The 21,766-nt window shown below is 49.2% G+C and carries 15 protein-coding genes and 4 tRNA genes; 18 read left to right on the top strand and 1 reads right to left on the bottom strand.

Going from position 1 to position 21,766, the window contains the following annotated elements; all coding sequences use genetic code 11:
* Nucleotides 1-142 precede the first annotated feature (142 nt).
* From ACESOH_RS11155 to ACESOH_RS11135, 5 genes are all read left to right on the top strand, one after another.
* Nucleotides 143-1,735 carry an ABC transporter substrate-binding protein gene (locus tag ACESOH_RS11155; protein WP_373101223.1) on the top strand — a complete coding sequence of 531 codons (1,593 nt, stop codon included), beginning with the start codon at nucleotides 143-145 and terminating at the stop codon, nucleotides 1,733-1,735.
* A 186-nt stretch (nucleotides 1,736-1,921) separates the two neighbouring features.
* Entirely contained in the window at nucleotides 1,922-2,929 is a 1,008-nt protein-coding gene (locus ACESOH_RS11150; RefSeq protein ID WP_373101222.1) for an ABC transporter permease subunit, read from the top strand.
* A gap of 18 nt (nucleotides 2,930-2,947) precedes the next feature.
* Nucleotides 2,948-3,835 carry a dipeptide ABC transporter permease DppC gene (gene dppC, locus ACESOH_RS11145; protein ID WP_373101220.1) on the top strand — a complete coding sequence of 296 codons (888 nt, stop codon included), beginning with the start codon at nucleotides 2,948-2,950 and terminating at the stop codon, nucleotides 3,833-3,835.
* Nucleotides 3,836-3,846: 11 nt separating this feature from the next.
* Nucleotides 3,847-4,830, top strand: a complete 984-nt coding sequence (gene dppD, locus ACESOH_RS11140; RefSeq protein WP_373101219.1) for a dipeptide ABC transporter ATP-binding protein — start codon at nucleotides 3,847-3,849, stop codon at nucleotides 4,828-4,830.
* Entirely contained in the window at nucleotides 4,823-5,803 is a 981-nt protein-coding gene (locus tag ACESOH_RS11135) for a peptide ABC transporter ATP-binding protein (protein WP_373101218.1), read from the top strand. The genes dppD and ACESOH_RS11135 overlap by 8 nt, the downstream gene beginning before the upstream one ends.
* Nucleotides 5,804-5,871: 68 nt before the next feature.
* Here the strand turns inward: ACESOH_RS11135 and coaA are convergent, their stop codons facing one another.
* Nucleotides 5,872-6,813 (bottom strand): type I pantothenate kinase, encoded by a 942-nt coding sequence (gene coaA, locus ACESOH_RS11130; protein WP_032093468.1) that lies wholly within the window; start codon nucleotides 6,811-6,813, stop codon nucleotides 5,872-5,874.
* 230 nt (nucleotides 6,814-7,043) lie between these two features.
* Here coaA and ACESOH_RS11125 point away from each other — a divergent pair.
* The 13 genes from ACESOH_RS11125 to rpoC all read left to right on the top strand — a co-directional run bounded on the left by ACESOH_RS11125 (nucleotide 7,044) and on the right by rpoC (nucleotide 21,210).
* Nucleotides 7,044-7,119: transfer RNA gene (locus ACESOH_RS11125), tRNA-Thr, on the top strand.
* Between the two features lie 29 nt (nucleotides 7,120-7,148).
* Nucleotides 7,149-7,233 (top strand) — tRNA-Tyr (locus tag ACESOH_RS11120).
* 38 nt (nucleotides 7,234-7,271) lie between these two features.
* Nucleotides 7,272-7,346, top strand: a tRNA-Gly gene (locus ACESOH_RS11115).
* 8 nt (nucleotides 7,347-7,354) lie between these two features.
* Nucleotides 7,355-7,430, top strand: a tRNA-Thr gene (locus ACESOH_RS11110).
* A gap of 103 nt (nucleotides 7,431-7,533) precedes the next feature.
* Nucleotides 7,534-8,718, top strand: coding sequence for an elongation factor Tu (gene tuf, locus ACESOH_RS11105; RefSeq protein WP_040976866.1), 1,185 nt, complete (start codon nucleotides 7,534-7,536; stop codon nucleotides 8,716-8,718).
* A gap of 168 nt (nucleotides 8,719-8,886) precedes the next feature.
* A complete protein-coding gene (gene secE, locus ACESOH_RS11100) occupies nucleotides 8,887-9,300 on the top strand; it encodes a preprotein translocase subunit SecE (RefSeq protein WP_373101217.1) in 414 nt (137 codons plus the stop codon).
* Between the two features lies 1 nt (nucleotide 9,301).
* The gene (gene nusG, locus ACESOH_RS11095) at nucleotides 9,302-9,853 is read left to right on the top strand and encodes a transcription termination/antitermination protein NusG (protein WP_032093550.1); all 552 of its coding nucleotides are present in this window, start codon (nucleotides 9,302-9,304) and stop codon (nucleotides 9,851-9,853) included.
* 156 nt (nucleotides 9,854-10,009) lie between these two features.
* Entirely contained in the window at nucleotides 10,010-10,438 is a 429-nt protein-coding gene (gene rplK / locus ACESOH_RS11090; RefSeq protein WP_032093551.1) for a 50S ribosomal protein L11, read from the top strand.
* A 3-nt stretch (nucleotides 10,439-10,441) separates the two neighbouring features.
* Nucleotides 10,442-11,131, top strand: coding sequence for a 50S ribosomal protein L1 (rplA, locus tag ACESOH_RS11085; RefSeq protein WP_032093552.1), 690 nt, complete (start codon nucleotides 10,442-10,444; stop codon nucleotides 11,129-11,131).
* A 282-nt stretch (nucleotides 11,132-11,413) separates the two neighbouring features.
* Complete coding sequence (gene rplJ / locus ACESOH_RS11080) at nucleotides 11,414-11,905, top strand: 50S ribosomal protein L10 (RefSeq protein WP_373101216.1); 492 nt, start codon at nucleotides 11,414-11,416, stop codon at nucleotides 11,903-11,905.
* A 51-nt stretch (nucleotides 11,906-11,956) separates the two neighbouring features.
* Nucleotides 11,957-12,325: a 50S ribosomal protein L7/L12 gene (rplL, locus tag ACESOH_RS11075; protein WP_032093554.1), complete on the top strand. Its 369-nt coding sequence runs from the start codon at nucleotides 11,957-11,959 to the stop codon at nucleotides 12,323-12,325.
* A gap of 436 nt (nucleotides 12,326-12,761) precedes the next feature.
* On the top strand, nucleotides 12,762-16,790 hold the full coding sequence (gene rpoB / locus ACESOH_RS11070) for a DNA-directed RNA polymerase subunit beta (RefSeq protein WP_373101215.1): 4,029 nt from the start codon (nucleotides 12,762-12,764) through the stop codon (nucleotides 16,788-16,790).
* A gap of 157 nt (nucleotides 16,791-16,947) precedes the next feature.
* Nucleotides 16,948-21,210: a DNA-directed RNA polymerase subunit beta' gene (gene rpoC / locus ACESOH_RS11065; protein WP_032093556.1), complete on the top strand. Its 4,263-nt coding sequence runs from the start codon at nucleotides 16,948-16,950 to the stop codon at nucleotides 21,208-21,210.
* The last annotated feature ends 556 nt before the right edge of the window (nucleotides 21,211-21,766 follow it).

The raw sequence follows: 21,766 nt of genomic DNA, 5'->3' as shown, positions 1-21,766 counted from the left end.
CACTTTGATCATATAGTTAAAGGCTGTTAATAGTGACTGCCGGCGATATTGGCGCTTAACATTATCGGCCGATCCCGTTAGACTGTGATTAAATCCCGTATCCTCGCCGTGCGTGCGGCGCATTTCAACATCCGGAGGAAGAATGAAATTAAACGCTAAATTATCTTTAGGTGCGTTGCTGTTGTCCGTTGCGGCTTTTGCAGCGGCGAAAGACACCACGTTTATTAACTGCACCAGCCGTTCACCGTCCGGCTTCAGTCCGGCGCTGGTGATGGACGGCATTTCCTATAATGCCAGCTCACAACAGGTATATAACCGATTGGTGGAATTTAAACGCGGCAGTACGGAACTGGAGCCGGGACTAGCGGAAAGCTGGGAAATTAGTGATGACGGGCTGACTTACACTTTTCATTTACGCAAAGGGGTGAAATTCCATTCGAATAAGGTTTTCACGCCCAGTCGCGAATTTAATGCCGATGACGTATTATTTTCCTTTAACCGCCAGCGTGATCCGAATCACCCTTACCATAAGGTATCCAACGGCACCTATCCTTATTTCAATGCGATGAAATTTCCAAGCCTGCTGAAAGCGGTGGAAAAAATCGATGATCATACGGTGCGCATTACCCTGAACAAGCAGGACGCTACATTCCTCGCCAGTCTGGGGATGGATTTTATTTCCATTTATTCGGCGGAATATGCCGATAAAATGCTGGCGGCGGGGAAACCGGAAACCATTGACAACCAACCGATCGGCACCGGGCCTTTCGTATTTGCCGGTTATCAGCTCGATCAGGCGATACGGTTTCTCGCCAATCAGGATTACTGGAAAGGTAAAGCACCGATTGATCGTCTGATTTTCAGTATTACTCCGGATGCCACCGCACGTTATGCCAAGCTGCAGACCGGTGCCTGCGATATGATGGATTTTCCGAATGCGGCGGATTTGGCACGCATGAAAACGGATCCGAAAATTCAGCTATTGTCGCAGGAAGGGCTGAATGTGGCTTATATCGCCTTTAATACGGAAAAAGCGCCGTTTGATAATCAGAAAGTGCGCCAGGCGCTGAATTATGCCGCCGATAAGCAAACCATTCTGAACGTGGTGTATCAGGGCGCCGGTATCGCCGCGAAAAATCCGCTGCCGCCGACTATCTGGGGATATAATGACGACATTAAAGATTATCCTTATGATCTGGAAAAAGCCAAGCGATTGCTGACCGAAGCCGGCTATCCGAACGGTTTTGAAACGGAATTGTGGGTGCAACCGGTGGTGCGCAATTCCAATCCGAACCCGCGTCGTATGGCGGAAATTCTGCAAAACGACTGGGCAAAAATCGGCGTGAAAGCCAAACTGGTCAGTTATGAATGGGGCGATTATATCAAACGTACCAAAGAAGGGCAGTTTGCCGCCGGTACTTACGGCTGGTCGGGCGATAACGGTGATCCGGATAATTTCCTGTCACCGTTGCTGAGCGGTGAAAATGCGGGCAACAGCAATTATGCCCGCTGGAAAAATGCCGAATTCGACGCCTTATTGGCCAAAGCCATCGGCTTGAAAGATCAGAATGCACGCGCGGCGTTATATAAACAGGCGCAGGTGATAGTGAAAGAGCAGGCGCCGTGGATCACCGTCGCTCACTCGGTCACGTTCACCCCGTTAAGTCTGCGGGTGCGCGATTATAAACAAAGCCCGTTCGGTTACAGCGCGTTTTACGGTGTTCGTGTGGAATAAGACAAAAAAGTTTAAAGTGCGGTCGTTTTCGGCCGCATTTTTATCCTAACGCCGCCGACGATAGGATATTTGGGGGGATTACCGCTTAAAGTGCGGTTGTTTTTTGTGCTGTTTTCAGCTTCGACAAGTAGGCCGGCGCCGGTTTGATTTTTTGTAAGCGGTTGACGGTTAAGCGAAGAGAACGTTATGTTTCAGTTTATTTTCAAGCGTATTGCCATGGTGGTGCCGACTTTTATCGGCGTGACGTTGCTGACCTTTGCGCTGATTCATTTGATTCCGGGCGATCCGATTGAAATCCGCATGGGCGAACGTGGGTTAAGCCCCGAAATGCACCAGCAGATGAAAAAACAGCTGGGGCTGGATCAGCCTTGGTATATTCAGTATGTCGATTATATCAAAGGTATTGCGCAGGGAGATTTAGGCCGCTCGTTTAAAAATAACGAACCGGTCATGCAGGCGTTTTTATCACTGTTTCCGGCGACGGTCGAATTGTCTGTCTGTGCGATAGCGTTTGCGCTGGTGATTGGGATTCCGATAGGCATTCTGGCTGCGGTAAAGCGCGGTTCGGTTTTTGATCATACGGTGATGGCGGTGTCGCTGACCGGTTATTCCATGCCGGTGTTCTGGTGGGGATTGCTGCTGATGCTGGTGATGTCCGTCCAGCTGGATATTACGCCGGTATCCGGGCGTATTGGGGCGGCATTCTGGATCGAAGAGAAAACCGGCTTTATGTTGCTCGACAGTTGGCTGTCCGGCGAACCGGGCGCGTTTCGGTCGGCCGTTTCTCACCTGATTTTGCCGACCGTGGTGCTGGGAACGATTCCGCTGGCGGTGATTTCGCGCATGACCCGTTCTTCTATGCTGGAAGTGCTGGGCGAGGATTATATCCGCACCGCCCGCGCCAAGGGGCTTGCGCCGCTGCGGGTGATCGTGGTTCATGCGCTGCGTAATGCGTTGATTCCGGTGGTGACCGTTATCGGCTTGATTGTCGGTCAGTTATTATCCGGTGCGATTCTTACCGAAACGATCTTTGCCTGGCCGGGCATCGGCAAATGGGTGATTGAGGCGATTCGCGATCGTGATTATCCCGTGGTGCAAGGTGCGGTGCTGATTATTGCGACGATAATTATTTTGCTTAATGTCTGTGTCGATGTGATCTACGGCGTACTGAATCCGCGAATTCGCCATCAATAATCAATAAGGAGCAAGGGGATGTCCGAATTAGTGACGCCGATAACGGTGCAAACGCCGCTGCGTGAGTTCTGGGCGCGGTTTCGTCGCAATAAAGGTGCGGTAATCGGCTTGGCGTATATCGTTATCATTTTTTTCATCAGTATTTTTGCCGATGCGCTGGCGCCGCATGATCCGATTGCCCAGGCGCGAGAGGCGCTGTTAATGCCGCCGGCCTGGCAGGAGGGCGGCAGCTGGCATTATGTGCTGGGCACTGACGATGTGGGGCGCGATATTCTGTCGCGGTTGATTTACGGTGCGCGGTTATCGCTGTTTATCGGGCTGCTGGTGGTTTTTTTAGCTTTTGTGTTTGGTGTCTCGCTGGGACTTTTGGCGGGTTATGCCGGCGGAGTGGTGGATCTGCTGATTATGCGTCTGATTGATATTATGCTGGCGCTGCCGAGTTTATTGCTGGCGATAGCGATTGTCGCGGTGCTGGGGCCGTCGCTGCTGAACGCGTCTTTTGCCATTGCGCTGGTTTCGTTGCCGAGTTATGTGCGGCTGACCCGTGCCGCCGTGTTAAATGAGATTAATCGCGATTATGTGACGGCTTCGCGCGTGGTGGGCGCAGGCGCTTTACGGCTGATGTTTATCGTGATCCTGCCGAACTGTGTCGCACCGCTTATCGTGCAAACCACGTTGGGGTTTTCCAATGCGATTTTGGATATGGCGGCGCTTGGCTTTTTAGGGATCGGTGCGCAGCCGCCGACACCGGAATGGGGCGCGATGCTGGCGGAGGCATTACAATTTGTGCAGCGTGCCTGGTGGGTTGTCACATTTCCGGGATTGGCGGTGTTGCTGACGGTGTTGGCGTTTAATCTGATGGGCGACGGTTTGCGCGATGCGCTGGATCCGAAATTACAGCAGTAAGCGGGGGAGCTATGTCATTACTGAACGTTGAATGTCTTTCCGTCGGTTTCGGCGAGGAAAACGCGCTGTTTCGCGCCGTGGATCGGATTAGCCTTCATATTGATGAAGGGGAAGTGCTGGGGATTGTCGGTGAGTCCGGTTCGGGAAAATCGGTGAGTTCACTGGCGGTAATGGGATTAATTGATTACCCGGGGCGGGTCAGCGCCGATGAGCTGGTTTTTGATCGCCGCGATTTACTGACGCTCAGTGAAAAAGAGAGACGGCAATTGGTCGGGGCGGAAGTGTCGATGATCTTTCAGGATCCGATGACCAGCCTGAATCCGTGTTACAGTGTCGGATTTCAGATTATGGAGGCATTGAAGGTGCATCAGGGCGGCAGTCGAAAATCCCGCCGTGAACGGGCGATCGAACTGCTGCGTTTAGTCGGCATTCCGGCGCCGGAATCCCGCTTATCGGTTTATCCTCATCAATTGTCGGGCGGGATGAGCCAGCGTGTGATGATTGCCATGGCGATTGCCTGTAAGCCGAAATTACTGATTGCTGATGAGCCGACGACCGCGCTGGATGTTACTATTCAGGCACAAATTATGGATCTGTTGCTGGATTTGCAGAAAAAAGAGAATATGGCGCTGATGCTGATCACCCATGATTTGGCGTTGGTGGCGCAGGCGGCGCAACGTATCATTGTGATGTATGCCGGTCAAATCGTAGAGGAAGGCCGTGCGGACGCGATTTTTACCACGCCGCGACACCCTTATACGCAGGCGTTGTTGCGTTCGTTGCCGGAATTTGCCGCCGGTAAGTCCCTTTTGCAGTCGTTACCGGGCATGGTGCCGGGTAAATATGACCGGCCGCAGGGTTGCTTGCTGCATCCGCGCTGCCCTTATGCCACGGAGCATTGCCGGCGTGAGGAGCCGCCCTTGTATCAGTTGCAAGGGCGACAGGTGAAATGCCATACGCCGCTTAACTCACAGGGAGAGCCGAGTCATGTCTGAGCAGACAACAACGCAACCGTTACTTGAAGCCGTGAATCTGAAAAAATATTATCCGCTGAAATCAGGCTGGTTTTCCGCACGCCAAACCGTGAAAGCGTTGGACGGGGTGTCTTTCCGTCTGGAAAAAGGGAAAACCCTTGCGGTGGTGGGAGAATCCGGTTGCGGAAAATCGACGCTGGGGCTCCTACTGACCATGATCGAATCGCCTACCGAAGGGGAGTTGTATTATAACGGACATGATTTGCTGGAAAATGATCATGCCAGCCGGAAATTGCGGCGGCAGAAAATTCAGCTGGTATTCCAAAATCCCTATGCCTCGTTAAACCCGCGCAAGAAAATCGGCGCTATTTTGCAGGAACCGTTGATGATTAATACCGCACTTTCTGCGCAGGAACGGCAATCCCGTGTGCTGGCGATGATGGCGAAAGTCGGATTGCGCGCGGAATTTTATGATCGTTATCCGCATATGTTTTCCGGCGGGCAGCGTCAGCGTATCGCCATTGCGCGCGGTTTAATGCTGAATCCGGATATCGTGGTGGCGGACGAACCAGTGTCGGCGCTGGATGTATCCGTACGGGCGCAGGTACTGAACTTAATGCTGGCGCTGCAAAACGAGCTGGGTTTGTCCTATGTGTTTATTTCCCATGATTTATCGGTGGTGGAACATATTGCCGATGAGGTAATGGTCATGTATTTGGGGCGCTGCGTCGAGCAGGGAAGCCGGCAGCAGATTTTCAGCCATCCGCGTCATCCTTATACGCAGGCGCTGCTTTCCGCCACGCCGCGGCTTTCGCCGGCATTACGGCGTCAGCGGATTAAACTGCAAGGTGAGCTGCCAAGTCCGCTGAACCCGCCGCAGGGCTGCGCCTTTCATACCCGTTGTCATCTTGCGACGGCGCACTGCCGGCAACAGCAACCGCCGTTGAAGACTTATCCCGACGGGGCGAAAATCGCCTGTTTTATGGTGGAGTGAACGCCACAAGGGAAGGAAATGGTGAAAAACGGTTAATGCGCCGCTCAAAAGTGCGGTCGTTTTTGCGATTATTTTCTTAACTTGACCAGTTCCACCGCGTGATCCGCGCCTTTTTTCAAAATCAGATTGGCTCGTTCGCGGGTCGGCAGGATATTCTGTTTTAAATTTAATCCGTTAATGTCATCCCAGATTTTTCCTGCGGTTTCAATCGCTTCCCCTTCGGACAGGGCGGCGTAATGTTTGAAATAGGAGTTCGGATCGTTAAATGCGCTTTGGCGGAATTTGAGAAAACGACGGATGTACCATTCTTTCAGCAACGCTTCTTCCGCATCCACATAGACGGCAAAGTCGACGAAATCGGAGACAAACGTCTGGTTGGCATTGCTGCCGCCGGTTTGCAGCACATTCAGTCCTTCCAGAATCAGAATATCCGGCCGGTCAACGATATTAAACCGATCCGGCACGATATCATAGGTTAAATGGGAGTAAATCGGTGCCTGAACCTCCGCTTTGCCAGATTTGACGTCGGCTAAAAAGCGTATCAGGCGCGGTGTGTCGTAGGATACGGGGAAGCCTTTTTTATGCAGCAGGTTATCCTGTTTTAATTTTGCCAGCGGATACAAAAAACCGTCGGTGGTAATCAGATCCACTTTGCGTACTTCCGGCCAGTTGGAAAGCAAGGATTGCAGAATTCTTGCCGAGGTGCTTTTACCCACGGCAACGCTGCCCGCAATGCTGATAATATAAGGCACTTCGGGGCGCTGACCGCCGAGGAAGCGGTTTAATACGGTGCGGCGATGCAGGTTTTCTTCGATATAATAGTTAATCAGACGAGCCAGCGGCAGATAAATGGTGCTAACTTCATCTAAAGAAAGATCTTCATTGAAGCCGAGCAGGGGCTTGAGATCCTGTTCGGTCAGTTTCAGCGGAACGGACTTGCGCAATTCGGCCCATTGCCGGCGGTTAAAGGTGAGAAAAGGCGTTAACTGGCTTGAATAGACGTCCTGCATTGACGGTTTCACGGTAATCTTTGCACCTGTAATTGATAATCGGATAGGGGGAATATACCTTATAAATGCACGCTTGCGCATAAAAATTTTCGTTAAATTACAACTTTTTTTATAAAATTTATGCGTTTTGTTTGAGAAATAGACGAATGATTAAAAAAAAAGATTTTTTTGCTAAAAAATGCTTGTCACAGGTAAATTTTTCCCTATAATACGCCTCACTTGCTTATGACGCCGACTTAGCTCAGTAGGTAGAGCAACTGACTTGTAATCAGTAGGTCATCAGTTCGATTCCGATAGTCGGCACCATTCTCATAAACAAGTGTTTTGTTAAATGCGGAGGGGTTCCCGAGCGGCCAAAGGGAGCAGACTGTAAATCTGCCGGCTCAGCCTTCGAAGGTTCGAATCCTTCCCCCTCCACCATTTTAATAAATCCTGATGGGACAGATGAATTTAGGACTGCGGGCATCGTATAATGGCTATTACCTCAGCCTTCCAAGCTGATGATGCGGGTTCGATTCCCGCTGCCCGCTCCAAGTAAAGCGCTGATATAGCTCAGTTGGTAGAGCGCACCCTTGGTAAGGGTGAGGTCGGCGGTTCAAATCCGCCTATCAGCACCACTTCTTGATTTCACTCTCCTGATTAGCATTACTTGATTTTCTACATTTGGTTAATGTGGTATATTGAACCATCGATAACCGTGTTTGTTTAGAGGGACTCTCAATGTCTAAAGAAAAATTTGAACGTACAAAACCGCACGTTAACGTGGGTACAATCGGCCACGTTGACCATGGTAAAACAACTTTAACCGCAGCGATTACAACGGTATTATCCAAACATTACGGCGGTGCGGCACGCGCATTCGACCAGATTGATAACGCGCCGGAAGAAAAAGCGCGCGGTATCACCATCAACACTTCACACGTTGAATACGACACGCCGACTCGTCACTACGCACACGTTGACTGCCCGGGACACGCGGACTATGTGAAAAACATGATTACCGGTGCGGCACAGATGGACGGTGCTATCTTAGTGGTAGCGGCAACCGACGGCCCGATGCCACAGACTCGTGAACACATCTTATTAGGTCGTCAGGTAGGCGTACCTTACATCATCGTATTCTTAAACAAATGCGATATGGTGGATGATGAAGAATTATTAGAATTAGTGGAAATGGAAGTGCGTGAACTTCTGTCCCAGTATGACTTCCCGGGCGATGATACGCCAATCGTACGCGGTTCGGCATTAAAAGCGCTGGAAGGCGATGCGGCATGGGAAGAAAAAATTCTTGAACTTGCAAACCACTTGGACACTTACATTCCTGAACCGGAACGTGCTATCGACCAACCGTTCTTATTACCAATCGAAGACGTGTTCTCTATCTCCGGTCGTGGTACCGTGGTAACCGGACGTGTAGAACGCGGTATTATCCGTACCGGTGATGAAGTGGAAATCGTAGGTATCAAACCGACAGCAAAAACCACCGTAACCGGTGTTGAAATGTTCCGTAAACTGTTAGACGAAGGTCGTGCAGGTGAAAACATCGGTGCATTACTGCGCGGTACCAAACGTGAAGAAATCGAACGTGGTCAGGTATTGGCGAAACCGGGTTCAATCACTCCGCACACTGATTTCGAATCTGAAGTGTATGTATTGTCCAAAGAAGAAGGCGGCCGTCATACTCCGTTCTTCAAAGGCTACCGTCCACAGTTCTATTTCCGTACCACAGACGTAACCGGAACCATCGAATTACCGGAAGGCGTGGAAATGGTAATGCCGGGCGATAACATCAAAATGACAGTCAGCCTGATTCACCCGATTGCGATGGACCAGGGTTTACGTTTCGCGATTCGTGAAGGCGGCCGTACAGTAGGTGCGGGCGTGGTGGCGAAGATTATTAAATAATCAAGCGAACGGACGAAATCAAGAGGGTATCGAAAGATACCCTTTTTGTTATGGCATAAAAATATGTCGTAAAAGCGGATATTTTTGATAGGCAATAAAATCAGAAAGTGCTACAATCACGCGTTCAAAGCGGATCCCTGTGTTAACAGTTGAATAATGGATTAAATTATGGCGTTAGAGATTGATAAAAAGAAAAATGCTCCGGAAATCGTGGATGAGCAAAAATCCAAAGGGGCAAATAACGTTTTGTGGCTGCTTGTAGTGGTTGTCATTGCCGCTGCTGCATTAGGTAATATTTATTTGGTCGAGCAATTTTCGGCTCCCGTGCGTGTCGTCGGTGTTGTTGTGTTATTACTTGCCGCGCTGGGTATTGCGGCGGTAACCAATCAAGGTACTAGAGCGCGCGGATTTTTGAAGGATTCCAGAACGGAATTAAGAAAAGTCGTATGGCCTACCCGTCAGGAAGCAATGCAGACAACCTTGATTGTGATGGGCGTCACGGTGGTCGTATCACTCATTTTGTGGGGATTGGATTCGATTATCGTATCGGTAGTTACATTTTTGACGGATTTGAGGTTCTAAGATGACGGAAAATGCAGCAAAAAAACGTTGGTATGTGTTACAGGCCTTTTCAGGTTTTGAAGGGCGTGTGGCCGCAACTTTGCGTGAATATATTAAACTTCATCAGATGGAAGATCAGTTCGGCGAAGTCTTAGTGCCGACGGAAGAAGTGGTTGAGAATGTCGGCGGTAAACGCCGTAAAAGTGAACGTAAGTATTTTCCGGGCTATGTATTAGTGCAAATGGAAATGAACGATTATACCTGGCAGCTGGTACGCAGTGTGCCGCGCGTGATGGGTTTTATCGGCGGAACACCGGATAAACCGGCGCCGATCAGCAATCGTGAAGCGGATATTATTTTAAATCGCCTTGAGCAGAATTCCGATAAACCGAAACCGCGCACCATGTTCCAACCGGGCGAAGAAGTGCGAGTCACCGAAGGGCCGTTTGCCGATTTCAACGGCACGGTGGAAGAAGTGGACTACGAAAAAGGCCGGCTCAAAGTGTCCGTGTCTATTTTTGGTCGTGCCACACCGGTTGAACTGGAATTCGGTCAGGTAGAAAAAACGCGTTAATTTTCGACCGCACTTTTGACCTGACGGCAGGCGCTGCGGGCGAACGAAGCGGCGATAATTTTACTTGAAATAGAGGTCGTGTTTGATTAGAATACGGCCTTTCGTAAACACAGGGGAGCTAGCAATAGCGTTATTACCCATTAAGAGGAAACTAAAATGGCAAAAAAAGTACAAGCCTACGTTAAGCTGCAGGTTGCGGCGGGTATGGCAAATCCTTCACCACCGGTCGGTCCGGCTTTGGGTCAGCAGGGTGTGAACATCATGGAATTCTGTAAAGCGTTCAATGCGCGTACCGAAAGCCTCGAAAAAGGCTTGCCGATTCCGGTTGTAATCACCGTTTATGCGGACCGTTCATTCACCTTTGTGACAAAAACCCCTCCGGCGGCCGTATTGCTGAAAAAAGCGGCGGGCGTAAAATCCGGTTCAGGTAAACCGAACAAAGAAAAAGTCGGTAAAGTAACCCGTGCGCAAGTGCGTGAAATCGCTGAAGTTAAAGCAGCTGATATGACTGGTGCGACTGTTGAAACCAAGATGAAATCTATTGAAGGTACCGCACGTTCAATGGGTCTGGTAGTGGAGGACTAATCAATGGCTAAACTAACTAAACGTATGAAAGCGATTAAAGCCGGTGTTGATTCCAACAAAGTCTATGAAATCAATGAAGCGATCGCCGTATTAAAACAATTTGCTACGGCAAAATTCGTTGAGAGCGTTGATGTCGCCGTTAATCTGGGTATTGATGCGCGTAAATCCGATCAGAATGTTCGCGGAGCAACCGTACTGCCGAACGGTACCGGTCGTTCCGTGCGTGTCGCCGTATTTACACAGGGTGCGAACGCTGACGCCGCTAAAGAAGCCGGCGCGGATTTAGTAGGTATGGAAGATTTGGCCGAACAGATCAAAAAAGGCGAAATGAATTTCGACGTTGTTATCGCATCCCCTGATGCGATGCGCGTGGTCGGTCAGTTAGGGCAGATCTTAGGTCCTCGCGGCTTAATGCCGAACCCGAAAGTCGGTACGGTTACGCCGAATGTGGCTGAAGCGGTTAAAAACGCAAAATCCGGTCAGGTTCGTTACCGCAATGATAAAAACGGTATTATCCATACCACTATCGGTAAAGCGGATTTCTCACCGGAGCATTTAAAAGAGAACTTACAGGCGTTACTCGCCGCGCTGAACAAAGCAAAACCTGCCAGCGCAAAAGGTATCTTTATTAAGAAAGTCAGTCTTTCTACCACACAGGGTGCCGGTGTTGCGGTGGATCACGCCAGCTTATAATCCGTATCCTGCTTTACAAGGGTGTGCATTGTATATATAATACACGCCCTCATTTATGCCTTTCAGGCATAATGTTCTGATGGTGCTTGACCTTTATCAAGCCCCGTCCAAGACCGTAGGGGATTGAAATCGCGTAAATCCGGTTTCGGTCTTAATTATCCTACGTAGATGGTGATACAGAATAAGAATTTTTCTTGCTTCTGTGCACCTAATCCGTCCCGATGTTGTGTATCGGGTAATTTTATTCCGAGCAATCGGAGTGTATTCAGGAGCTAACAGCCAATGGCATTAAATCTTCAAGACAAACAAGCGATTGTTGCCGAAGTAAATGAAGCAGCCAAAGGTGCCCTATCGGCGGTTATCGCGGATTCCCGCGGCGTTACCGTCGATAAAATGACCGAATTGCGTAAAACGGCTCGTGAGGCTGGCGTTTCAATCCGTGTGGTGCGTAATACTTTATTACGTCGTGCGGTTGAAGGAACAGATTACGAGTGTCTGAAAGATACCTTTGTCGGTCCGACACTTATCGCGTTTTCTAACGAACATCCGGGTGCGGCAGCGCGCTTATTCAAAGATTTCGCAAAAGCAAACGATAAGTTTGAAATTAAAGGTGCCGCCTTTGAAGGTAAGATCCAAGATGTTGAATTCTTAGCAACATTACCGACTTACGAAGAAGCAATTGCACGTTTAATGGGTACTATGAAAGAAGCTGCGGCAGGCAAACTTGTACGCACACTTGCGGCATACCGCGACAAATTACAGGAAGCGGCTTAATCCAAGCGTTTCTTAACTGGTTTAATTTATTTACTTTAGGAATTGATTGTTATGTCATTAACTAACGAACAAATCATTGAAGCGATCGCTTCTAAATCTGTCACTGAAATCGTAGAATTAATTTCTGCAATGGAAGAAAAATTCGGTGTTTCTGCTGCCGCTGCGGCGGTTGCTGTTGCAGCTGGTCCGGCTGAAGCCGCTGAAGAAAAAACTGAATTCGATGTGGTTCTTGCCGCAGCTGGTGCAAACAAAGTTGCAGTCATTAAAGCGGTTCGCGGTGCAACAGGTTTAGGCTTGAAAGAAGCGAAAGACTTAGTTGAATCTGCACCTGCAGTATTAAAAGAAGGCATCGCTAAAGCTGAAGCTGAAGAACTGAAAAAATCTTTAGAAGAAGCGGGCGCACAGGTAGAAATCAAATAATTACTGATTTTACTTGCAGATGCGAGAAAGCCAACGGGAGATCGTTGGCTTTTTTATTTTCAGCGACAGGATAAACCGGGATTGACAAACCGGCCGGTTTGCCGAAACGGCGGAAAAAATCACCGCACTTTTGGGAAATTTATTAATGAATTTTATTGCCTTAAGCCGGCAGTTTTTGTATAATCATCCGTCCGAATTTCGCATTCCCGGCTAGATGAATATTTCGTCTAGCCTTTTGTGTTATCCCAGGATAGGAATACATTAGCCGTTATGGTTTCTATCTTACTCAAGATTAAGTCTTTATTTTGAGTTATCGTCCCACTACAGAAGTAAGGTTCAGAGTGCGGTCATTATTAACGGTTAATCATTGTCGTACGGCTTTCGCATCTCTGATGCAGGTACGATTGGGTCACTGAACAGCAAGCAGAGGAACCCTATGGTTTACTCATATACCGAGAAAAAACGTATTCGTAAAGACTTCGGCAAACGTCCGCAAGTTTTAAATGTCCCTTATTTATTAACCATTCAACTCGATTCTTTCGATAAATTCATTCAACGCGATGCGGAAGGCCAGCAAGGTCTGGAAGCGGCGTTTCGTTCCGTTTTTCCGATTGTAAGCAATAACGGAAATACCGAGCTGCAATATGTCAGTTATCAATTGGGCGAACCGGTGTTCGATGTCAGAGAATGTCAGATTCGCGGCACCACTTTCGCTGCGCCGTTACGCGTAAAATTACGTTTAGTCAGCTATGATAAGGATGCGGCGCCCGGCACCATTAAAGATATTAAAGAACAAGAAGTATATATGGGCGAAATCCCGCTGATGACCGATAACGGTACCTTTGTAATTAACGGTACCGAGCGTGTTATCGTGTCGCAGCTGCATCGTAGTCCCGGCGTCTTTTTCGACAGCGATAAAGGTAAAACCCACTCATCCGGTAAAGTGCTGTATAACGCACGCATTATTCCTTACCGCGGCTCATGGCTGGATTTCGAGTTTGATCCGAAAGACAATTTATATGCCCGTATCGACCGCCGTCGTAAATTGCCGGCAACCATTATCTTGCGTGCATTAAATTACAGCACGGAAGAAATTCTGGATCTGTTTTTTGACAAAATCCAGTTTGAAATTCAGGGCAATAAATTATTAATGACCTTAGTGCCGGAAAGATTACGCGGCGAAACCGCATCTTTCGATATTGAAGCCAACGGAAAAGTATATGTGGAACGCGGTCGTCGCATTACCGCCCGTCATATCCGCGCGCTGGAAAAAGATCAGGTCACTCAGGTTGAAGTGCCGACCGAATATATCGTCGGTAAAGTGGCGGCAAAAGATTATGTGGATTTAGAATCCGGCGAACTGATTTGTCCCGCCAATATGGAAATCTCCTTGGAATTGTTGGCCAAACTGGCGCAGGCAGGCTATACCACCATCGAAACCCTGTTCACCAATGATTTGGATTACGGCCCTTATATTTCGGAAACCTTACGCGTTGATCCGTCCAGCGATCGTTTAAGCGCACTGGTGGAAATCTACCGCATGATGCGTCCGGGCGAGCCGCCGACAAAAGAAGCCGCGGAAGGCTTGTTCGATAACTTATTCTTCTCACAGGAACGCTATGATCTTTCCGCCGTCGGTCGGATGAAATTCAACCGCTCTTTAGGCATTGAAGAAACAACCGGCAGCGGTATTCTCAGCAAAGAAGATATCGTCAGCGTGATGAAAAAATTAATTGACATCCGAAACGGTCGCGGTGAAGTGGACGATATTGACCATCTGGGCAACCGTCGTATCCGTTCTGTCGGCGAAATGGCAGAAAATCAGTTCCGTATCGGTCTGGTGCGTGTGGAACGTGCGGTGAAAGAGCGTTTGTCATTAGGCGATCTGGATGCGATCACTCCGCAGGATTTAATCAATGCCAAACCGATTTCCGCCGCAGTGAAGGAATTTTTCGGTTCTTCCCAGCTGTCTCAGTTTATGGATCAGAACAATCCGCTGTCGGAAGTTACCCACAAACGGCGTATTTCCGCACTGGGCCCGGGCGGTTTAACCCGCGAGCGTGCCGGCTTTGAAGTGCGCGACGTACACGCAACGCACTATGGTCGTGTTTGTCCGATCGAAACTCCGGAAGGGCCGAATATCGGTTTGATTAACTCATTGTCGGTGTATGCGCGTACCAACGACTACGGCTTTTTAGAAACACCGTATCGTAAAGTGATTAACGGTCAGGTTACGGAAGAAATCGAATATCTGTCGGCGATTGAAGAAGGCAAATATGTCATTGCGCAGGCCAACTCCAATCTGGACGAAAATTTACGTTTTACCGACGCATTCGTTACCTGTCGCGGTGAATACGGTGAGTCCGGTTTATATCGTCCGGAAGAAATTCATTATATGGATGTTTCCACTCAGCAGGTGGTTTCCGTGGCGGCGGCACTGATTCCGTTCCTTGAACACGACGATGCGAACCGTGCCTTGATGGGGGCGAACATGCAACGTCAGGCCGTGCCGACGCTGCGCGCGGATAAACCGTTGGTCGGTACCGGTATGGAAAAACCGGTGGCGCTGGACTCCGGTGTGGCGGTAGTGGCAAAACGCGGCGGTACCATCCAATATGTGGACGCCTCGCGTATCGTGGTGAAAGTCAATGAAGACGAAACCGTCGCCGGCGAAGCGGGTATTGATATTTACAACCTGATCAAATACACCCGTTCCAACCAAAACACCTGTATCAACCAGATTCCTTGCGTGGAATTGGGCGAACCGATTGAGCGCGGCGAAATTCTGGCCGACGGCCCGTCCACTGATTTGGGCGAACTGGCGCTGGGTCAGAATATGCGCGTGGCGTTCATGCCGTGGAACGGTTATAACTTTGAAGACTCCATGTTGGTGTCCGAACGTGTGGTGCAGGAAGATCGCTTCACCACAATTCATATTCAGGAATTATCCTGTGTGGCGCGCGATACTAAACTGGGCTCGGAAGAAATTACCGCCGATATCCCGAATGTCGGGGAAGCGGCGTTAAGCAAACTGGACGAATCCGGTATCGTCTATATCGGTGCGGAAGTGCGCGGCGGTGATATTCTGGTCGGTAAAGTTACGCCGAAAGGCGAAACCCAGTTAACGCCGGAAGAAAAATTGTTACGCGCGATTTTCGGTGAAAAAGCCTCCGATGTTAAAGACTCTTCTTTACGCGTGCCGAACAGCGTTTCCGGTACGGTAATCGACGTGCAGGTATTCACCCGCGACGGCGTGGAAAAAGACAAACGGGCGCTTGAAATTGAAGAAATGCAATTAAAACAGGCGAAAAAAGATCTGGTGGAAGAGCTTGAAATTCTGGAAGCCGGTTTATTTGCCCGTGTGCGCAATGTCTTGATTGCCGGCGGCGCTGATGCCAAACAGCTGGATAAACTGGAGCGCAGCAAATGGCTGGAACAGACATTAGCCGATGAAGCGAAACAAAATCAGCTCGAGCAGCTGGCGGAACAATACGAAGAATTGCGCAAAGAATTCGAACACAAACTGGAAGTAAAACGCGGCAAGATCATTCAAGGTGATGATTTGGCGCCGGGCGTATTGAAAGTAGTGAAAGTTTATCTTGCGGTGAAACGTCAGATTCAGCCGGGTGATAAAATGGCGGGTCGTCACGGTAACAAAGGGGTTATCTCCAAAATTAACCCGATCGAAGATATGCCGTACGATGAAAACGGTCAGCCGGTGGATATCGTATTGAATCCGTTGGGCGTACCGTCGCGTATGAATATCGGTCAGATTCTGGAAACCCACTTAGGTCTGGCGGCGAAAGGTATCGGTGATCAGATCAACGCGATGATCAAACAAAAACAGGATGTGGAAAAACTGCGCGGCTATATCCAGAAAGCCTATGATTTGGGCGGCGGTTCGCAGGTTGTGGATTTAACCACCTTTACCGATGAAGAAGTGATGCGACTGGCGCAGAACCTGCGTAAAGGTATGCCGCTGGCGACACCGGTATTTGACGGTGCGCACGAAGAAGAAATCAAAGGCCTGTTGGCGCTGGGCGGTTTGCCGACTTCCGGTCAGATTACCCTGTATGACGGGCGTACCGGTGAAAAATTCGAGCGTCCGGTTACCGTCGGTTATATGTACATGCTCAAACTGAATCACTTGGTGGATGACAAAATGCACGCGCGTTCGACCGGTTCTTACAGTCTGGTTACGCAGCAGCCGTTGGGCGGTAAAGCGCAGTTCGGCGGTCAGCGTTTCGGTGAAATGGAAGTATGGGCGCTGGAAGCATACGGCGCCGCCTACACGTTGCAGGAAATGCTAACCGTGAAATCCGATGATGTGAACGGCCGTACCAAGATGTATAAAAATATCGTCGGCGGCACCCATCAGATGGATCCGGGTACGCCGGAATCTTTCAACGTCATTATGAAAGAAATCCGTTCCCTCGGGATCAACATTGATCTGGACGAAGAGTAGCCAATCTTCCCGGCCGGCGCCGATGCGCGCGCGGTTCGGGAAGTGCCGAGTTTGTCGGTTACGACATGTAACACTTTGAAAGTACGCCCAAGTGCGGTGGAAATGTTAAAAATTTTGACCGCACTTGAATAAGTTTAACTCCGACAGGAGCAAATCTGTGAAAGACTTAGTTAAGTTTTTAAAAACGCAATCAAAAACTTCCGAAGATTTTGATGTGATTAAAATTGGATTAGCCTCACCCGATATGATCCGTTCCTGGTCATACGGTGAAGTTAAAAAACCGGAAACCATTAATTATCGTACATTCAAACCCGAACGTGACGGCTTGTTCTGCGCGCGTATTTTCGGGCCGGTAAAAGATTATGAATGTTTATGCGGTAAATATAAACGTTTGAAACACCGCGGCGTCATCTGTGAAAAATGCGGCGTTGAAGTGACGCAGGCGAAAGTGCGCCGTGAACGCATGGGGCATATCGAACTGGCCTCGCCGGTCGCACATATCTGGTTTTTAAAATCGCTGCCGTCGCGTATCGGTTTATTGCTGGATATGCCGCTGCGCGATATCGAACGCGTGCTGTATTTTGAATCCTATATTGTTATCGAACCGGGCATGACGGATCTGGAAAAAGGCCAACTGCTGACCGAAGAACAATATATGGATGCGGAAGATCGCTGGGCTGACGAATTTGATGCCAAAATGGGCGCGGAAGCCATTCAGGCGCTGTTGCGCGATATGGATTTGGAACAGGAATGCGAAACCCTGCGTGAAGAATTGCAGGAAACCAATTCCGAAACCAAACGCAAAAAAATCACGAAACGCTTGAAATTACTGGAAGCCTTTATCCAGTCCGGCAATAAACCGGAATGGATGGTGATGACCGTATTGCCGGTGCTGCCGCCGGATTTGCGTCCGTTGGTACCGTTGGACGGCGGCCGTTTTGCCACCTCCGATTTGAACGATTTGTATCGTCGCGTCATCAACCGTAACAACCGGTTAAAACGCTTACTGGATTTAATCGCACCGGATATTATCGTGCGTAATGAAAAACGCATGCTGCAGGAATCCGTTGACGCGCTTTTAGATAACGGCCGTCGCGGTCGCGCCATCACCGGTTCCAACCGTCGTCCGCTGAAATCGCTGGCGGATATGATCAAGGGTAAACAGGGGCGTTTCCGTCAGAACCTGCTCGGTAAACGTGTGGACTATTCCGGTCGTTCCGTAATTACCGTCGGGCCGTATCTGCATTTACACCAGTGCGGTTTACCGAAAAAAATGGCGCTGGAACTGTTCCGTCCGTTTATTTATGCCAAATTAGAAAGCCGCGGTTTTGCCACTACCATCAAAGCGGCGAAAAAAATGGTGGAACGCGAAGATGCGATCGTATGGGATATTCTGGCTGAAGTTATCCGCGAACATCCGATTCTGTTAAACCGTGCGCCGACATTGCACCGTTTGGGGATTCAGGCGTTCGAACCGATTTTAATCGAAGGTAAAGCGATTCAGTTGCATCCGTTGGTGTGTGCGGCGTTCAACGCCGACTTCGACGGTGACCAAATGGCGGTTCATGTGCCGTTGACACTGGAAGCGCAATTGGAAGCGCGTGCGTTAATGATGTCCACCAACAACATTTTATCGCCGGCCAACGGCGAGCCGATTATCGTGCCGTCGCAAGACGTGGTGCTGGGGCTGTATTACATGACCCGCGACAAAGTTAACGGTAAAGGCGAAGGCATGTTGCTGCAAGACCCGCGCGAAGCGGAAAAAGCCTATCGTACCGGTCAGGTGGAACTGCATTCCCGCGTTAAAGTGCGGATCACCGAATATGTGAAAAATGCCGCGGACGAATTTGTGCCGCAAACTAATTTGGTGGAGACCACAATCGGTCGTGCGATTTTATGGATGATTGCGCCAAAAGGCATGCCATTCAAACTGTTTAACCAGACATTAGGCAAAAAAGCGATCTCGAAATTAATTAACGAAAGTTACCGTCGTCTGGGGCTGAAAGCCAGCGTGCTGTTTGCCGACCAGATTATGTACACCGGTTTTGCCTATGCGGCACGTTCCGGTTCTTCCGTCGGTATCGACGATATGGTGATCCCGGCGAAGAAATACGAAATTATTTCTGCGGCGGAAAAAGAAGTGGCTGAAATTCAGGAGCAATTCCAGTCCGGTCTGGTGACCGCCGGCGAGCGCTATAACAAAGTGATCGATATTTGGGCGGCGGCGAATGAACGGGTTGCCAAAGCGATGATGGAAAATCTGTCCACCGAAGAGGTGATCAACCGTGACGGTCAGCCGGAAAAACAGGCTTCTTTCAACAGTATCTTTATGATGGCGGATTCCGGGGCGCGTGGTTCTGCGGCACAGATTCGTCAGCTGGCGGGGATGCGTGGTCTGATGGCTCGTCCGGACGGCTCAATTATCGAAACGCCGATTACCGCGAACTTCCGTGAAGGGCTGAACGTACTGCAATACTTTATTTCCACGCACGGTGCGCGTAAAGGGTTGGCGGATACCGCATTGAAAACGGCAAACTCCGGTTATCTGACCCGTCGTTTGGTTGACGTGGCGCAGGATTTGGTGATTGTCGAAGATGATTGCGGTACGCACGAAGGTATCGTCATGACTCCGTTAATCGAAGGCGGTGATGTAAAAGAAGCGTTGCGCGATCGCGTATTAGGTCGTGTGGCGGCGGAAGATATTCTCAAACCGGGTACCGAAGAAGTATTGATTCCGCGCAATACGTTGCTGGATGAAAAACTGTGTGATCTGATTGATGAAAATTCCGTGGACAGCATCAAAGTGCGGTCGGTCGTTACCTGTAATACCGATTTCGGTGTCTGTGCGAAATGTTACGGACGCGATCTGGCGCGCGGGCATTTGATTAATCAGGGTGAAGCGGTTGGCGTAATTGCCGCGCAATCTATCGGTGAACCGGGTACTCAGTTGACCATGCGTACTTTCCATATCGGTGGTGCGGCGTCCGCGGCGGCGAAAGAATCCAGCGTTCAGGTGAAAAATACCGGTACGTTGCGCTTGGCGAACGTGAAATCCGTCACCAACAAAGACGGTAAGCTGGTATTAACTTCGCGTAATACCGAAATGACGATTATTGACACCTTCGGCCGTACCAAAGAGCATTATAAAGTGCCTTACGGTGCCGTGCTGAGCAAAGGCGACGGTCAGGATGTAACCGCCGGCGAAGTGGTGGCGAACTGGGATCCGCATACCATGCCGGTGGTTTCCGAAGTGAGCGGTTTCGTGAAATTCGTGGATATTGTTGACGGTCTGACCGTTACCCGTCAAACTGATGAGCTGACCGGTTTATCTTCCATTGTGGTACAGGATGTGGGTGAACGTGCGACCGCAGGGAAAGACTTGCGTCCGGCCTTGAAGCTGGTTGATGCCAAAGGTAACGATATCTTTATTCCGGGTACGGATGTTTTAGCGCAGTATTTCTTACCGGGTAAAGCGATCGTAACGCTGGATGACGGTGCGGAAGTGTCGATCGGTGAACCGCTGGCGCGTATTCCGCAGGAATCCGTCGGTACCAAGGATATTACCGGTGGTCTGCCGCGCGTTGCCGACTTGTTTGAAGCGCGTAAACCGAAAGAACCGGCGATTCTGGCGGAAATTTCCGGTATTGTTTCCTTCGGTAAAGAAACCAAAGGTAAACGCCGCTTATTGATTACGCCGGCCGAAGGCGAAGTGTACGAAGAAATGATTCCGAAATGGCGTCAGCTCAACGTATTCGAAGGCGAAATGGTACAGCGCGGCGATCTGATTTCCGACGGCGCGGAAACTCCGCACGATATTTTACGTTTGCGCGGCGTGCACGCGGTGACGGATTATATCGTCAACGAAGTGCAGGAAGTTTACCGCCTGCAAGGGGTAAAAATTAACGATAAACATATCGAAGTTATCGTGCGCCAGATGCTGCGTAAAGCGATCATCACCAACGCTTACGATTCCGAATTCTTAGAAGGCGAGCAAGTGGAAGTGGCGCGCGTGAAAATCGTGAACCGCAAACGCGAAGCGGAAGGCAAACCGTTGGTAGAATTTGAACGCGAATTGCTGGGTATTACCAAAGCGTCACTGGCAACGGAATCCTTTATTTCCGCCGCCTCGTTCCAGGAAACTACCCGCGTGCTGACGGAAGCCGCCGTAGCCGGAAAACGTGATGAATTACGCGGTCTGAAAGAAAACGTGATTGTCGGCCGCTTAATTCCGGCCGGTACCGGTTTCGCTTACCATCAGAACCGCGTGAAAAACCGTGCGGCAGGTATTGTCGAAGCGGATGCGCCGACTAAGCTGTCTGCGATTGACGATGAGGAAATCGCCGCCGAATTTACCTTTACCGCAGACGATGCGACAGCCAGTCTGGCGGAAATGTTAAATATGGCCGATGACGCGGAATAAACGCTGAAATCTTTTTAAATTCGAACCGCACTTTAAGTGATTAAAGTGCGGTTTTTTTATGTAACAAAATATTAAATTTAAAAAAATAGGCAGGTAAACGTGCTGATAAAAATTATTTTCATATGGATTATTTTATTCAAATGAAGTATCAATCAGTTTGATATAAAATAATAAACGGCATACTGGAATTTTTTAAGAGAATATATTAAAGATAAAAAATACATTAAATAAATGTCAGTTTATGTAAAGTTTGGTAAAGAATTGTGTATGTAACTCGAATTAAGTAGAACCCGGTATTGACAAAAGTTTTAATTCAATTATATTTCACTGGCGCACTGGCGCACTGGCGCACTGGCGCACTGGCGCACTGGCGCACTGGCGCACTGGCGCACTGGCGCACTGGCGCGAACCTATTCTAATACATTGTAAATATCGTATGTTTTATACAAGTTATGTTGTTTTGTATTAAGGTGTTACATATTATGACGTTTAGGTAAACAGCCACTTATAAATGTATTTTCAATGAATATATTTAAAGTGGTTTTTTATTGTAAAC

Origin of the sequence: Necropsobacter rosorum, from assembly GCF_964241405.1 — a bacterium.
Lineage (GTDB): Bacteria > Pseudomonadota > Gammaproteobacteria > Enterobacterales > Pasteurellaceae > Necropsobacter > Necropsobacter rosorum.
This window is presented reverse-complemented; position numbering and strand designations above follow the sequence as displayed.

Coding starts and splice junctions, on each gene's coding strand:
- rplK (WP_032093551.1), top strand. CDS start 10,010: ATGGCAAAAAAAGTACAAGCCTACGTTAAGCTGCAGGTTGCGGCGGGT.
- tuf (WP_040976866.1), top strand. CDS start 7,534: ATGTCTAAAGAAAAATTTGAACGTACAAAACCGCACGTTAACGTGGGT.
- rplL (WP_032093554.1), top strand. CDS start 11,957: ATGTCATTAACTAACGAACAAATCATTGAAGCGATCGCTTCTAAATCT.
- nusG (WP_032093550.1), top strand. CDS start 9,302: ATGACGGAAAATGCAGCAAAAAAACGTTGGTATGTGTTACAGGCCTTT.
- dppC (WP_373101220.1), top strand. CDS start 2,948: ATGTCCGAATTAGTGACGCCGATAACGGTGCAAACGCCGCTGCGTGAG.
- secE (WP_373101217.1), top strand. CDS start 8,887: ATGGCGTTAGAGATTGATAAAAAGAAAAATGCTCCGGAAATCGTGGAT.
- rpoB (WP_373101215.1), top strand. CDS start 12,762: ATGGTTTACTCATATACCGAGAAAAAACGTATTCGTAAAGACTTCGGC.
- dppD (WP_373101219.1), top strand. CDS start 3,847: ATGTCATTACTGAACGTTGAATGTCTTTCCGTCGGTTTCGGCGAGGAA.
- ACESOH_RS11155 (WP_373101223.1), top strand. CDS start 143: ATGAAATTAAACGCTAAATTATCTTTAGGTGCGTTGCTGTTGTCCGTT.
- ACESOH_RS11150 (WP_373101222.1), top strand. CDS start 1,922: ATGTTTCAGTTTATTTTCAAGCGTATTGCCATGGTGGTGCCGACTTTT.
- rplJ (WP_373101216.1), top strand. CDS start 11,414: ATGGCATTAAATCTTCAAGACAAACAAGCGATTGTTGCCGAAGTAAAT.
- ACESOH_RS11135 (WP_373101218.1), top strand. CDS start 4,823: ATGTCTGAGCAGACAACAACGCAACCGTTACTTGAAGCCGTGAATCTG.
- rplA (WP_032093552.1), top strand. CDS start 10,442: ATGGCTAAACTAACTAAACGTATGAAAGCGATTAAAGCCGGTGTTGAT.
- coaA (WP_032093468.1), bottom strand. CDS start 6,813: ATGCAGGACGTCTATTCAAGCCAGTTAACGCCTTTTCTCACCTTTAAC.